The organism is Sagittula sp. MA-2, assembly GCF_030126985.1.
Lineage (GTDB): Bacteria > Pseudomonadota > Alphaproteobacteria > Rhodobacterales > Rhodobacteraceae > Sagittula.
Genome location: NZ_CP126145.1, coordinates 1,140,889 through 1,154,667 on the forward strand (window position 1 = coordinate 1,140,889; position 13,779 = coordinate 1,154,667).

The 13,779-nt window shown below is 61.3% G+C and carries 18 protein-coding genes; 15 read left to right on the plus strand and 3 right to left on the minus strand.

Annotation, left to right across the window (positions count from 1 at the left end):
* Positions 1–10: 10 nt before the first annotated feature.
* From QNI11_RS05765 to QNI11_RS05820, 12 genes are all read left to right on the plus strand, one after another.
* On the plus strand, positions 11–784 hold the full coding sequence (locus QNI11_RS05765) for an AbiJ-NTD4 domain-containing protein (RefSeq protein WP_283982674.1): 774 nt from the start codon (positions 11–13) through the stop codon (positions 782–784).
* 74 nt (positions 785–858) lie between these two features.
* Positions 859–1,500, plus strand: a complete 642-nt coding sequence (locus QNI11_RS05770) for a hypothetical protein (RefSeq protein ID WP_283982675.1) — start codon at positions 859–861, stop codon at positions 1,498–1,500.
* Positions 1,501–1,835: 335 nt separating this feature from the next.
* Positions 1,836–2,897: a NotI family restriction endonuclease gene (locus QNI11_RS05775; RefSeq protein WP_283982676.1), complete on the plus strand. Its 1,062-nt coding sequence runs from the start codon at positions 1,836–1,838 to the stop codon at positions 2,895–2,897.
* Between the two features lie 79 nt (positions 2,898–2,976).
* The gene (locus QNI11_RS05780) at positions 2,977–4,110 is read left to right on the plus strand and encodes a DNA cytosine methyltransferase (protein ID WP_283982677.1); all 1,134 of its coding nucleotides are present in this window, start codon (positions 2,977–2,979) and stop codon (positions 4,108–4,110) included.
* 1 nt (position 4,111) lies between these two features.
* Complete coding sequence (locus tag QNI11_RS05785) at positions 4,112–4,570, plus strand: very short patch repair endonuclease (RefSeq protein WP_283982678.1); 459 nt, start codon at positions 4,112–4,114, stop codon at positions 4,568–4,570.
* 54 nt (positions 4,571–4,624) lie between these two features.
* Positions 4,625–5,407 carry a sigma-70 family RNA polymerase sigma factor gene (locus QNI11_RS05790; RefSeq protein ID WP_283982679.1) on the plus strand — a complete coding sequence of 261 codons (783 nt, stop codon included), beginning with the start codon at positions 4,625–4,627 and terminating at the stop codon, positions 5,405–5,407.
* Entirely contained in the window at positions 5,404–5,610 is a 207-nt protein-coding gene (locus tag QNI11_RS05795) for a hypothetical protein (protein ID WP_283982680.1), read from the plus strand. Before QNI11_RS05790 ends, QNI11_RS05795 begins: the two co-directional genes overlap by 4 nt.
* Before the next feature lie 193 nt (positions 5,611–5,803).
* Positions 5,804–6,205, plus strand: a complete 402-nt coding sequence (locus QNI11_RS05800) for a hypothetical protein (RefSeq protein WP_283982681.1) — start codon at positions 5,804–5,806, stop codon at positions 6,203–6,205.
* A 207-nt stretch (positions 6,206–6,412) separates the two neighbouring features.
* Entirely contained in the window at positions 6,413–6,772 is a 360-nt protein-coding gene (locus QNI11_RS05805; protein WP_283982682.1) for a hypothetical protein, read from the plus strand.
* Positions 6,773–6,833: 61 nt separating this feature from the next.
* The gene (locus tag QNI11_RS05810; protein WP_283982683.1) at positions 6,834–7,052 is read left to right on the plus strand and encodes a hypothetical protein; all 219 of its coding nucleotides are present in this window, start codon (positions 6,834–6,836) and stop codon (positions 7,050–7,052) included.
* On the plus strand, positions 7,052–7,321 hold the full coding sequence (locus QNI11_RS05815) for a hypothetical protein (RefSeq protein WP_283982684.1): 270 nt from the start codon (positions 7,052–7,054) through the stop codon (positions 7,319–7,321). The genes QNI11_RS05810 and QNI11_RS05815 overlap by 1 nt, the downstream gene beginning before the upstream one ends.
* Positions 7,318–7,863: a hypothetical protein gene (locus tag QNI11_RS05820; protein ID WP_283982685.1), complete on the plus strand. Its 546-nt coding sequence runs from the start codon at positions 7,318–7,320 to the stop codon at positions 7,861–7,863. Before QNI11_RS05815 ends, QNI11_RS05820 begins: the two co-directional genes overlap by 4 nt.
* 305 nt (positions 7,864–8,168) lie before the next feature.
* Here QNI11_RS05820 and QNI11_RS05825 read toward each other — a convergent pair whose 3' ends face one another.
* The 3 genes from QNI11_RS05825 to QNI11_RS05835 all read right to left on the minus strand — a co-directional run bounded on the left by QNI11_RS05825 (position 8,169) and on the right by QNI11_RS05835 (position 11,332).
* Positions 8,169–8,612 carry a hypothetical protein gene (locus tag QNI11_RS05825; RefSeq protein ID WP_283982686.1) on the minus strand — a complete coding sequence of 148 codons (444 nt, stop codon included), beginning with the start codon at positions 8,610–8,612 and terminating at the stop codon, positions 8,169–8,171.
* Positions 8,609–10,021, minus strand: coding sequence for a DEAD/DEAH box helicase (locus QNI11_RS05830; protein ID WP_283982687.1), 1,413 nt, complete (start codon positions 10,019–10,021; stop codon positions 8,609–8,611). Before QNI11_RS05830 ends, QNI11_RS05825 begins: the two co-directional genes overlap by 4 nt.
* Before the next feature lie 75 nt (positions 10,022–10,096).
* Positions 10,097–11,332 (minus strand): hypothetical protein, encoded by a 1,236-nt coding sequence (locus QNI11_RS05835; protein ID WP_283982688.1) that lies wholly within the window; start codon positions 11,330–11,332, stop codon positions 10,097–10,099.
* A 602-nt stretch (positions 11,333–11,934) separates the two neighbouring features.
* On the opposite strand from QNI11_RS05835, the gene QNI11_RS05840 reads away from it, so the two are divergent.
* From QNI11_RS05840 to QNI11_RS05850, 3 genes are read left to right on the plus strand one after another with little or no spacing between them, the layout of a single operon-like run.
* Positions 11,935–12,138 carry a hypothetical protein gene (locus QNI11_RS05840; protein ID WP_283982689.1) on the plus strand — a complete coding sequence of 68 codons (204 nt, stop codon included), beginning with the start codon at positions 11,935–11,937 and terminating at the stop codon, positions 12,136–12,138.
* On the plus strand, positions 12,135–13,157 hold the full coding sequence (locus QNI11_RS05845) for a PD-(D/E)XK nuclease-like domain-containing protein (protein ID WP_283982690.1): 1,023 nt from the start codon (positions 12,135–12,137) through the stop codon (positions 13,155–13,157). The genes QNI11_RS05840 and QNI11_RS05845 overlap by 4 nt, the downstream gene beginning before the upstream one ends.
* Positions 13,154–13,777, plus strand: a complete 624-nt coding sequence (locus QNI11_RS05850; RefSeq protein WP_283982691.1) for a hypothetical protein — start codon at positions 13,154–13,156, stop codon at positions 13,775–13,777. Before QNI11_RS05845 ends, QNI11_RS05850 begins: the two co-directional genes overlap by 4 nt.
* Positions 13,778–13,779: the final 2 nt, after the last annotated feature.

Below are 13,779 nucleotides of genomic sequence, written 5' to 3' on the forward strand. Positions count from 1 at the left end.
GGACATTCAGATGTTTTCCAAACGCCACGGCTTCGCCACCACTCCGCCAATCACGTTCCGGCACGAAGCTCCTGAGGGGCTGAGATATGGAGTGATCCAGGCGGCATACGATCATCTCAGCTATGATCGGATACGAACCTGCTTGTGCCGGATTATGCGGACTTCCCCAGACCGCGGCAACTGGAGCGAGATCCCCAACATCCGCGACGAAGTGATGCGTCTGATGGAGGATGCTGAATGGTATCAGGTCTACGATGCTATTGAGGGGTTGGCAGGCTTCATCGAAAACACACACGGATATGATCTAACTGTCGAGTTTGCGAACTCGATCAACGGCCTTTTCATCGACACAGGTGCAGGCTGGCAGTTGAAGGCCGGCGAGGGTGTCGTGCTCAGGGGCGATGCGGAATTCGAGAGCGCCGTTGCGAGCGCGCGATCCTCCCTGAGCGCTGCGACTTACGGCGTCGCAGAGGGACAACTGCGTGAAGCGCTTCATGACATATCCCGCAGACCTGAACCCGACCCCACAGGCGCCATTCATCATGCTCTGGGCGCGTTGGAGGCCACAGCGCGCTACATTGATGGAAGCAACAAAGTTTTTGGCGAGGCGGTGAAACGCATCAATGTGCCGAAGCCACTTGATGACGCTCTTTCGAAAATGTGGGGCTATTCATCGGGGTGCGCCCGCCACGTCAGCCCAACGAATGTGCCGTCGCTCGCCGAAGCGACACTCGTCGTCCATCTGTCGAGTGCGATCTGCCGGTATCTTGTGGAGAGGCCGTGATGAAAAGCCTACTGGACGCCGCAGACGAACGGCACAAGGCATGGTGAATCCATTGCGGAGCCGCACTCGACGCGGTGGAAAGCAATCTTGACCATGTCCCGTCGAAAAGCATCCTTGATCGGCCACTTCCAGACAACGTGCCGACCATCCGTATATGCCGATCGTGCAACACCACCTTTTCGAATGACGAGGAATACTTCGTTGCATTCCTCGGCTCAGTCTTGGCTGGATCAACTGATCCGGATCAACAGGTGATCGAGCGAGCAGAGAAGGCTCTACGAAATAATGATCGCCTGCGACAAGAAATCGAGGCTCAGTTTCGGGTTGAAGAGGATGCTGACGGCAATGGCTGGACGACGTTCGTCCCAAACATCTTGCGAGTTCAGAATGTGATTGTGAAGAATGCGCGCGGCCATGTCCTGTTCGAGCATGGGCAGCCGGCGAGAGGGGAGCCTGTGCGCGTCGCTATTCAGCCGATTCCAGTGTTGCAGCCCGAGGCAGTCGATGCGTTCGAGCACATAGACTATGGCCCGGGATGGCCGGAGGTGGGGAGCCGGTTGATGACGCGCCTTATCACCGGCGAGGACATGAGGCCTGACGGTTGGGTAATCGTGCAGCCGGACGTCTACCGCTTCGCCGTCGTGGATGACGGGCAGTTCACCGTTCGGACAGTCATCCGGGAATACCTCGCCACGGAAGTCATTTGGGACCACTGAGGACGATTTACTGCCTTCGTTCGCCAGTTCCCACTTTAATAGGTTCTCAACGCAGGCAGAGGATCATGGAGCATGACTTCGCTCTCCAACGTTCTCCGCACCCTCCCCCTCGAGCAGGCCACCCGACCCGGCGAACGGGTCTTTAGGTGGGGCGATGAGCTTGCGGTGATACTGCTTGACAGCGGTAGGGTGGGGCAGATCGCAGCGGCCGGAGCGTGGTCGCGCGTGGATGTCGAAGCTGCCTTGCGCCGAGAATACCGTCCTCCCGCCTTCCAAAGTCCTCTTTCCGAATCCCTCTTCGGCCGGTTACCCATTGAAAAACCAAGGGGACAGGCATGGCAGACGGTGACCTCTTCGATGAGGACGAGGTAGAGATCGACGACGGCCCATGTCGTTTCCACATCGCGGAGTGGTATGGGCGGCCCTTCCTGGAGCTATCCGACGCCGAGCGGCTGGAGTTGGCGAACTTCAAGGCCAAGGGCAGCATGTCGAAGGTCGACCAGAACCGCCTTTTGGCATTGCGCGCCAAGAATCCACGGACAGCGCGTGAAGACGCCCGACTTGCGAAGCTTGAGCAGGACTACCTCGACCTGACACAGACGAGGAAGGTCTGTCCGTTTCGGACTGACAGTCCGTTTCCACTGTGCACGAAGGCGGGTGGCGTATGTTCGATCCGACTGGTTGAAGATGTCGGGGGCGATGTTCGTCCTGTCGCAGGCGAAAGGGCTCCGATCAGGGCGACATGCCCATACCGATTTCAGGAGGGCAACCGCGTTTTCCAAGCGATTGGCCAAGACCTTCTCGGCGATCCCAATCCCTATCAAGCTGGGGAAGTTGGTTTCCTGGAGTCGACAGGGAACCTCGACTCGGCGCCAGGGCAAGATGTGGGTCGCATCGACATGGTGCTGGTGAAGACCAACGCACCGGAGGGGTATCCTCTCGATTGGGTCGCAGCGGAGATTCAGGCTGTCTACTTCTCCGGCGACGAAATGCCCATGGAGTTCAAACAGTTGCGCGAGAACGGCGGGCAGCTCACCATGCCGGCCGGAAAGCGCCGCCCCGACTACCGGTCGAGCGGCCCGAAGCGTCTGATGCCGCAGCTCCAGATCAAGGTGCCGACGCTACGGCGGTGGGGTCGGAAGATGGTATGCATCGTCGATACGCCGTTTTATGAGTCGATGGGCGAGATGGAGGAAGTCGACGATGTTTCGAACGGCGATATCGTCTGGTATCTGGTCGACTTTGTTCCCGGCGAACCAGGCGAGCCCTACCAGCTAACTGTCGGGCGAAAAGCGACAGTTACGCTCGAACGGGCCATCGAGGGGCTGACAGGCGGAATTCCGGTTGCGAAGTCAGTGTTTGAGGGCCGCATCAAGCAGAAGATGGACGGCGCATGATGTCGTTCTAAGGTTGCCTGGGCGGGCAAAATCTGGTATGCGCCATGAAAACGAAAGAAGAACACACAGGAAGACAGGCATGAGCAAGCGGAGGACCGCTGTAGACTTGTTCTGCGGCGCAGGAGGGTTGTCTGCGGGGCTGGAAATGGCCGGTTTCACGGTCTTGGCCGGAAACGATCTGTTCGAAGCCGCCGGCAAGACATTTGAGGCAACTCACCCGAACGCGAAGTTCTTCGGCGAGCCGATTCAAGACCTCAAGATTGATAAGCTTCTCCGCGACATCGAGTTGGAGAAGGGAGAGCTTACGGTCCTGGTTGGAGGCCCGCCATGCCAAGCGTATTCGGTCTACAATCACCAGCGAGGCATGCATGACGAGCGGGCACAGCTTTTCCGGCAATATCTTCGCGTGGTTGAGGCACTAAATCCCGAATGGATCGTAATGGAAAATGTCGCTGGCATTTTCTCGATCGGTGGTGGCGAGGCTGTTCACGCCATTGAAACCGAACTGCGAGCCCTCGGCTACAACGTCGAATACCAGATCATGCGGGCGGAGCAGTATGGTGTTCCTCAGGAGCGTCGCCGGGTCGTGTTCATCGGAAACCGGATCGGCGCCCCGATCAGGCATCCGCAGCCCACCCATGGCCCGGGCCTCGAGCCTCTGGTTACGATAGCCGACGCCATCAGTGATCTGCCGCCCCTCGAGAACGGCGAGGACCCTGGTGTCCAGAAATACCCAGTTGAGCCGAAGACCGAATACCAGAGAGCTCTTCGAGGAAATGCGGTCGAGGTCAGCTGTCACGCGGCACCGCGCCTGGGCAAGGTGAACGTGGAGCGCCTGGCCCACATCCCTCCTGGAGGGAGTTGGAGAGATATCCCGTTCGATCTTCTGCCGGCGGGAATGAAGCGAGCGAAGCGGTCGGATCACACGAAGCGGTATGGCCGGATGACTTGGGACGGTCAGGCATGCACGATCCTGACCAAGTGCGACATCCACTGGGGCGCCTACCTTCATCCGGAACAGGATCGCGCGATCTCGGTGCGCGAGGCGGCGAGGCTTCAATCGTTCCCAGACAGTTTCGAGTTCGTCGGTTCGAAGACCGAGCAATACGTTCAGGTGGGGAACGCGGTGCCTCCATTGCTGGGCAAGGCCATCGGTCTCACACTGCTCGAGCTGATCGCCGAGGCTGAGGAGGCCGAGGGCGCCGCCGCCTGAAATGGCGAAAGCGAAATCGCCCATGTCCCGATCCGAGAACATGTCTCGGATCAGGTCCAAGGATACCGCCCCAGAGCTTTTCGTCCGCCGCGGGCTCCATGCCCGCGGTTTCCGTTTCAGGGTTCACCGCCACGACCTCCCTGGTCGTCCTGACCTCGTGCTCACCCGATGGCATGCCGTGATCCAAGTCCACGGCTGCTACTGGCATGGTCACGACTGCCTGGGGCGGGCGTCAAAGACGAACACGGAATACTGGGGCCCGAAGATTGCTCGGAACCGGGAACGGGATGCACGCAACGAAGCCGCACTACGTGATGCTGGGTGGCGCGTCCTCATCGTGTGGGAATGCTGCCTGAAGGGGCCGGGTAGATGGGCGCCAGACGAGCTACTCGACCGCATCGCTGACTGGGTTCGCGGCGAAGATGGGTTTGCCGAGCTCGAGGGTTCACGCCCCGCCTGACATTTCCGTCGAGATCCGCTGGGGCCTACCTCCTGAGAAACAGGAGACAGGGCAGTGGCGAAGAACAACCGGCGGCAGTTTCAGCAGGCGTGGTATCAAGCGTGGATCAATGACGGCGACGAGGAAGCGCGCATTCTCCTCATTGAATCATGCATGGGTCTCGTCCGCCAGCTTGCAGCAAAACTCCGCTGGGCGCAGTCGCAGGAGGACTTGGAGGCCGAGGGACGTCTCGCGATCCTTGAGGCGCTGGAGCGGTATGATCCGGCGCGCGGTCCGTTCTCGGCGTGCGCGCGCCTCTACATCTGGGACCGTCTTCTCGAACTGACGCGAACGTCCGGGCATGCCGTTGTGGCAGCGCAGAGCAGGCCCGAAAAGGCACTGCGCTTCAAGCTTCCGAAGCGGGTCTCCGAACTTGAAGCAAGTGGATACAGCCGGAATGAGGCCGTCCATGTTGCGGCGCACGAGTTTCGCGTCACGCCTGGACATGCTGCGGATTCTCTCTCAGCACGGTCGGCACTCAGCCTCTCGATGCCGCCCGCAGGGGATGACGACGACCGTAGTCTTCAGATTGCCACCCGGGATGAGGAGGTTGAGCAGAGCCTTGATCGAGGGCGTGTAGCCCAGCTCCTCCGGGAGGCCATTTCTGGCTTGGATGACCGAGAGCGGGACATCGTCACAAGGCGCACCTTCTTCGAAGGCCGACAGCCGTCTCAAGACAGCATTGCCGCCGAATATGGCGTCTCCCGGGAGCGTATCAGTCAAATTGAGATCGAGGCTATGCGCCACATGCGGCTTGAGCTTGAGCGGCGTGGGTTGGGGCTCGAGGATCTGCTGTGACCCACATCCGCCGCACCAGCGAACGCTCACCCGCCCGCTTGAAGCATGAGGATCACCTCGCGCTCTGGCGGGCAGTCGAGGGCGCTCTCCTCGACATGGCCAAGCAGCACCCCGACTACTTGACCGAGCGCGGGCTGAAACTGTTTCTGCCCTCGGCGACCAAGCGCGTCGTCGGGGCTGTGAGATCCCTCGAGAAGGGGTAGTCGCTGAGGCGGCTGTGAGCGGTGCCCGGGTGGAAACCGGGCGCCCGCGAGCCTTACCAGGGCTCGCAGTCCGGGCGCCAACACTCGGACACGGGCGGGAGGGCTGGACACTCTCCCGCCCGCATTTTTCGGAATGCCGATCCGTTCCTAATTCCTGACCAGCTCAAGAAAAACAGACTGACAAGAGGCAGGGATGAGCAAGACGATTACACTGACAGATACGAGCCTGAAGGAGATTATCCGGATGGCCGTGAAGATCGGGGGCATGAATCTCGGCGCGAAGCAGGATCGCTTGGTGAAGGCGGTGTTCGAGGAAGCGGAGGAAAAGTCCGAGGATGTGATCATCCGGATGCCGATCAAGTTCGACATTAGCACCGAGGGTCTCGAGCTGATCATGCCGAAGGCCGACCCAGCCCCCAACTGCAACTGCCACGGCGGCTGCGGCGTGGAGGATTGCCCGGGGTATGGTGAGGCCGAAGAGAGCGCCGACGACGGCAAGTTCGTCAGCTATGAAGAGGCCCGGCGCCGGAAGGTCGTCGCCGAGATGCACCTGGCCGAACTTGCCCTATACGAGAAAGCCCCCGGACTGCTCTGATCCAACCGAGCGACGCTCCCAAACCCCGGCCTCACCGCCGGGGTTTTTTCTATGTCGGCCAGCACCTTGAAAGAAAAAAAGACAGAAATCGCATCTTCTTCTGTTTTCCTTTTTGGATGGCCGGAAACGAGCCTACCTTCTTGTTGTAGCGGGAACAGAAATAGAACGCCTCGACCGCTACCGGGGCACAGCAGGAAGGTAGAGACCATGAGCAAGATTGAACTGAACACCAAAATCTCGAACCTCGAGAAGAGCATCCGCCGTCGTCAGGAAGAAATCCGTGGACTGCTTGCTGAGCATGACCAGGTCCGTGACTGGGCTTGCGACCCGACGGCGAATGATCGGGATCGCAAGAACTTTCTGAAGAGCTCCGATGACATCCGGCGCCTTGTCGCCACTCGGAAGGACGAACTCGCTCACGCGCAGGCTCGGCTCCGGCTCGTCAGGACGCAGGTTGCCCTTGGGGTCAGCAAGCAGCTCGAAGAGCTATCCTGGAACAAGGGTCAGGCAGCCCACACCAGGAAGCTCGAAACCGAGCTCGCCCGCCTTCAGGCGATTGTCACCTAACCCCACCGCCGGGGCGACGCGCCCCGGCCACCCTAATTCCCTGAAACGGAAAGACAGACAGATGAAGACCGCATATTACGAAACCGAAAACTCCGCCGGCTCCTGCCCGATCCTCGAGGACGATGATCTCGAAGTGATGACTGACGAGGAGCTGATCGAAGAGCGCAAGAACTGGATCATGAACCTCGACGATGACGACCCGATGGCTTGGGACGTCGCCTGCAACTATCGGCTGGTCGAGAAGCACATAGACCGCCGCGGCATCTGGGAGAAGGTCTGATGCCTCTCTCCAACCACGACACCATGACCTACACCGGCACTCTTCGGCAACTCGGCTGGCGCGCCCTCATTGATGAGGCGTTTCGGCAGGGCGACTTGTTCAGCCGGCTGGCGTTCAAGGAGACTGACCGCGCCTGCGAGGCTCTCGAACGCCAGAAGCTCGCCGTTGCTGAGCAGGATAGGCGCCTGGGTCTTGCCGATACTGAGGCGGCCAAGGGTGACTATCGGACGTATTCCGAGACACTCCAGAGCGGAAAGATGCCGGCATGATCCGCCTCCCTCGATACGGAAAGAACATCCGCCGCTATGCCGACGCCGCGTTCGACGCGGCGTGGCGGGAGGTCGTGACGATCGGCATCCCCGGCGTCCGAGAGTATCTCAGCAGCTCGAACCCGGAATGCGCGGTGCCTTTCAATGTGCACCTGAAATTCGGCGGAAGCGGTCTGATCGGCGCAACGGTGGAGCGTATCGAGCCGAAGGGCGAGTTCGAGCTCATCGCCGCACACATCTACCCGCTGTGGGAAATCGACTACCAGCGTCGCGAATGGCACTCGCAAATCTACCGTGCCGCCGCGCTGCGCTACACGGTTGAGCGCTACGGTCGTGGTGGCTCTCGGCGCCCGTTCTACGCTTTGTCTGATGAGGAGGTGGACCGGAGTCTCAATTCTCCATCCAATGCCGGCGACGACTTCGTTGCCGACGTAGGATTTTACGCGCGCTCACTGATCGCCCGCTGGGAACTCGACCACCGCGCCCGGGAGAGCAACCATGCCAAGCTCGAGCGGCTGGCGGCGATGAAGGAATCCGCATGAGCCTCTCCGCGCATCGCCGCATGGAACTCTCGGAGTTGTGGGGAGGGGAGCCGTCCGCGATCGTCGTTTTCGCAGGTTCTGTCCGGCTTTCTTTCGGTGACGCCTGGTGCCTCGTTCGCCGGTCGGACTGGCGCGTTTACATGCCGGACGATGAACCTCGTGCGGATGAGCTGACAGCCTTTGGACTCGGAAAACGCGCAAGGACAGCCGTAGAGCGGCGCGAGGGGCGTTGGCTCTCAAGATCTGGCCCGGAGGGTAGGATGGCGCTTCAGGCGTTCCAGCAACGCCTCCGAGCCGCCAGCTGATCACAGGAAGCCCTCAGCCGTCAGCCAGGCGCGGGGGTCATCCTTCTGCGCCATGGCCTGGCGGAACCGGTCGCGCTCTTCTGCCGTCGGATCAGCCCAGACCTCGGGCGGGAACTCGGTTTCAATGGCCTCCATCAGCTCATCCACAGACCGGGGGAAGACGTAGGGCACGCCCCATAGCCTCCAATTGCGCGCCATCTTGAGCTGGCTCTCCTCCGGGCGTCCCGTCTTCGTTTTCGCCTCAACGCCCATGATGCGGCCACGGATGAGGAGGGTTGTGTCGGGCCAGCCAACGGGCAGGAACTCAATTCTGGATGGGCTCTTTTTGCTCGGGAAGCCTGATCCGGCCTGGCTCCGATAGAGAGCAGCGACACCACACCACCGCCGGGAAACTGCCTTGCGCATGTCAGCGACGACTTTGCTCTCGGGGTTGACCTTGCTCACGACCGCACCCCCGCAGCGCGCAACTCACCTCGTGCGAACCTTTCGGCCACGTCGTCGCCCTCTCGCAGGGCGCGGTCCAGGCGGTCGCGCATCTGATCGACGGCCACCTCCCAAGGTTTTTGAACGCGCTTGTTTCGGAGCATGGCGGCGCGCTGCTTGATGCCCATGCCGAGGTGCTTGCGTTGCGCCGCTCGGCGCTGCTTCTCAGCTTCGCGCTCGGCTTCGATCTCCTCGGCACGTTTCTCGCGCAGCTCGACAGCCTCGCGGACCGAGATCCGCAGATCCTGGCCATTGTCGTTGCCGCAGTAGGGGCAGATCGGGTCGGATGAACTGCTGTAAGCATTGTCGCAGTTGCCGCAGGTCCGCAGGTCCAGGCGCTCGCCGCTTTCTGTCTTTCTGTCTTCCTCGCCCTCGCGCGGATTCCTCCAATCGCGAGCCTCGGTGAGGGTCCCGCACTGCTCGCTGTTGCGGCAGTGATCGTGGACCATGCCCCATTCCTTGCCCTCGGCGGCCCTGGCGACTCGTCCGAGTTGCTGGACCCATAGCTGCTCCGAGAGGGTCGGCCGAACGGAGATGATGTGCGGGAGCTCGGGAAGATCGAAGCCGGCGCTTACCCGGTCCACTGTGAGAAGGAGGCCGCCGTCGGTGAGGTGGTCGATGCGCCGTTCGGTCTCGGTTGCGGAGTGCTTTCCTGTCAGCGTCTCGGCGTCGATCCCAGCGGCCTGAAACTCCGCCTGGATGTTCTCGATGTGCTTGATGTTCACCCCGAACAGGAGCGTGGGCTGGTCAACGCAGAACCCACGGTAGGTGTCCAGGACCGAACCCAGAATCTCTGATTTCTCGACGGCATCGGCGAGGTCTGACTCGACATAGTCGCCGCGGGCCTTGCGCACCCCGGAGAGATCCACGCGGCTCGGCAGGCGATACCGCAGCGGCGCGAGCCAACCGTGATCCGTTAGCCAGGCGGCCGACTTGCCCTGAACGTGAGCCGGCAGTGCGTCGAAGGATTCCGGGCGCGGGGTGCCGGTGAAGCCGATGACGATCGCACCAGGGCAAGCGTCGATGACGCGGGCGTATTGTGTGCCGGAGCCGCCCATGTGGAACTCATCGACCAGCACCAGGCGCGGCTGGCCAAGTGCATCTCTGCGGCGATCGGCAGCCTGAACGGTCATGACCTGGATGCGCTCAGATCCTCTCGCTCGTTTCCGAAGTTGATCGACTACGGCGCGGCGGTTCGAGAGGGCGAGGACATCATGACCAGCCCCAACATAGGCGTGCGCCAGCGTCTCAATGACGACGCTCTTGCCATAGCCGACCGACGCCTCGAACAGGACGCGCTTAGCACCCTGGCGAAGCGTGTCGCGGAGTTTGGAAACATCTTGCTGCTGGTATTCTCGGAGGCTCGCCATACCCGAGATATCGGTCCCGGGACGGCCTCTCGCGGTGCGCCCGGCCGGTCGCTGTTCCGGCCGGAACAGCGACCATCAATCCTCGAGATCGAAGCCCTTGTCCGACCGCTGCTTGTCCAGGTTGAACAGCTTCTTCACCTTGGCCAATCCACGCTGGATGACTTGATCGCCGGTCATCTTCTCAAGATGCTCCCGCATCTTGTAGATCGGTTCCGAGATGGCTTTGAGTTCATCCCAGGCTTTCTTGATTAGTCCGCGCTGACGCGCGTTATCGGCGGCGTCGGCGGCGACTTTTGCCTTCGCCTCTTCGAACTCTTTGCGCTCCGTCGCCTTGATCTCTTCCGCCGCCCGAACCTCGGCCAGGATACGCGCATTCTCGATGCGTTCGGCCTCGAGTTTCCGGCGCTCCTCTGCCGCCTTTTTCTTCTGGGCGACCCCCGCCTCGGCCGCTTTCTTGGCCTCTGCCTCGGCCTCGCGCGCTGCGCGCTCCCGGCCCTTCGCCTTCGCTTCTGCGACCTTCGCCTCATTCGCCGCAGTCAGAGCTTCAGCCCGCATCTGCCGCCGGTAGAGCCAGGGCGGAACGTGCTTCTTCTTTTCGGGCGGCACCTCGCCTTTGGCCTTTGCATCCCGGCGCTGCTGCGCGGTGTCATCCCCTCGATCGAGACCCATCGGGGCGAACCATTCTGCGATCTCGGTTTGCGCTTTCTCTGCATTCCGAAAGTGCTTCATGTCCGTCGGTTGGAGCATCCTCTGGATGCCCTTCGTCTTGGTGTCCTTGACGTTCCAGCAGGCGTAGTAAGCATGAAGATGGGGAGATTGCTCATCCAGCTCCCAGAACATCGCAAGGCAGTATTTTCTGTCGACCTTCGAATCCATGAATTCGATGGCACGCTGTTTGAATTCCTCGCAGATCTTCGGGTCCCGGAAGTCGGCGCCCTCGAAATCCTCAAAGCCCTCTTGGCGAAAGAATGAGTCGTCGGCGGAGACGATGACGGACCGGACCACACCGAGCTCGCTCGATGCTTTCCAGGGGGCCTGAGGCCCTGCCGCCCGGATCTTCTTGGCATCCCCTGGACGGCCCCGCTCAACGGCGCGGGCAGCCTCATGTCGCATGTTGAGTTGGGAGAAGAATTCGACCTCCGCAACGAAATCCTCGGCCCATGTTTCTGTCCCGTGGACTTGTTCGTTCTCTGACTTGCGGTTCTCGTCGCAGTGCTCCAAGTCCCCTCCGGAACGGTTGTGATGATCCTGGAACGCGATGAGCTGCTCCGGAGTCCAACCTTCCATGTGATAGACAATCTTTCGGCCCATCGTGGCACCTCCCTTTGATCGGGAAATGGCGCCTCAATCACCGGCCCGCTCCAAGAAGGTGTGAGGCGGCTTACGATCTCACTAAACAACTCTGCAAATCCCGGCTGCGCCGGGACCGCCTGCGGCTTTTTCAGAGTTGCTCGTTCGGGCCTTCAGCCGGACAAAAAGAGGGGGCTATCGCGCCGCCCTCTCTTCGATCTCTCCCACTCATCAGGGAGCCGTTCCGCACTCTCCCCGATACCCCTCTTACTCGTCTCCGACGGGCCTATCTGGCGAAGCAAGGGGCGCGCGACTGCCCCTTCCTGATCCCAGCGTCGCTGTGGGGAGAGCGCGTGCTTCTCCCCGGCGCGAGACCTCCCCATAACGCCCTGCCGGGGGCCGCTGCCGCGGGCTTTCCTGATCGGTGTCGGAGGGAAGTTCCTGGTCGGCGTTCCGGTCGGAACAGCGACTATGGTTGGTCAAAGTTCCGGCCGGAACACCCCCTCCGCATGTTTCTTGCACCGCCATTTTGGGCGTCAGATCCCGGCGCCTAATTACTCTCCATGAGAGAGCAAAGCACCCATAACCACCCCGGCCTGACGCCTCTTCGAGAGGCACTTCTCTTGGCCGCGGAGGCTCCGGAGAACGCTGACTACGTCGCCCTGCTCGATGCGTGCATCGCGCTCGCGCATGAGCGGTCCGAGTGCGAACTGCGCGCCCTCGAACTTGCCGACGCCATCGCCCGCCTGAAGGCCCAGATGGATCGGCTCACCGCTGCGGAAGCGGTGCAACGCATTACAGAAATAAGAACAGGGCTGGGGCAATGAAGCACGCCGAGATCGACATGGAAAAGGCCGAGGCTGTCGCACCGAAGGTCGGGGTGATCCCAGGTTTGTCGAACGCGGAATACCACTCGGGGCCGGAGAAGTCGAAGTCCTCAACCGACGTGATCCGGAAAAGCCCGGCGCATTACCTTCATTCCCGGACAGCGGAGCGGAAGGAGACTGCGGCGTTCCTGAAAGGGACGATGACGCACGACCGAGTGCTGGAGCCCGAAGAATTCTGGAACCGGTATGCGGAGCCGTTCGTGGCGCCTGAAGGCGCTCTCGATACGATGCCTGATATGAAGGCTTACCTGAAGGAACTCGACCTTCCTGTCGGCGGCAACAAGCCCGATCTTGCTGACCGTATCCGAGCGGCTGATCCATCCGCCATCATTCTCGACGATGCCCGCGCCGAACACGCCGCATCTGTGGGCGACAAGCAGATCATCACTGCCGCCGATCTGGCTGAAGTTGAAGCCATGCACGGTCAGATCATGAGCCATCCGAAGGCTGGGAAGCTTCTCGCTCCTGGTTCTGGAGTGCCAGAGCTGAGCTGCTACTGGACCGACGAGGAGACCGGCGTCCGGTGCCGTTGCCGGCCCGACTTCTGGCGCCACGACGGGGTCATCGTTGATCTCAAGACGTGCCTCGATGCGTCGTATGATGGCTTCCAGAAGTCTGTCTGGAAATGGCGCTACCACGTCCAGGCTGCCTTTTATCTCGACGGGATCGAAGCTGCTTTGAAGCAGGCTCCGGGCACGACCACCATGCCCGCGCCGAAGGCTTTCCTGTTCGTGGCGGTGGAAAAAACGGCCCCATATGGCGTCGGCGTATACCACCTCGACGCACAGAATATCGCGATCGGTCGCCGGGAGTATCGCGAAGACCTCGCTCGTTTTGCTGAGTGCGAGCGCACCGGCGAGTGGCCGGCATACAGCCCCAACATCGAGGCGATGAGCCTGCCGGACTGGGTGCTGCGGCGTGAAGAATACGAACATGCAGACGATGGAGAAGTGGCATGAAGACCATCGACGTTTTAGGAACCATCAAGCCGAAGAGCGATCAGCTCAACGCGGACGATTTGCTCGCCGGGCCGCAGACGATCCGCATCCGCGACATCAAGGTCGCCGAGGGCGATCAGCAGCCCCTGCACATCTTCTTCGAAGGCGACGACGGGCGCCCATGGAAGCCGGCGCTGACGGCGCGCCGCGTTCTCATCGCAATCTGGGGAGGTGATGCCTCGAAGTGGATCGGGATGAGCTGCACGATCTTCAACGATGAGTCAGTGAAATGGGCCGGCGCCGCTGTCGGCGGTATCCGGATCAGCCACATGGAGGGCCTCTCGAAGCCGCGCACCCTCCAGCTCACGACGACCCGTGGTAAGCGTGCCGGAACGACCATCCAGCCCCTCGCCATCGAGCGGGAAAGCAAAGCCGACAAGTTCCGTGCCCGGCTCTTCGAGGTCGCCGAGGATGCGGAGAAGTCCGTTGCCGAGGCGTGGGCGAAGGTTCCTGGCGACGTGAAGGCGGCACTCGGCGAGGACCTCCTCGACCAGCTCCTCGCGATCGAGGCGGCCGCGCACGATCACCGTGAGAACGATCCCAGCGCGGCGGTCGATGCGCTTAATGAGAGCCTCGGCTGACC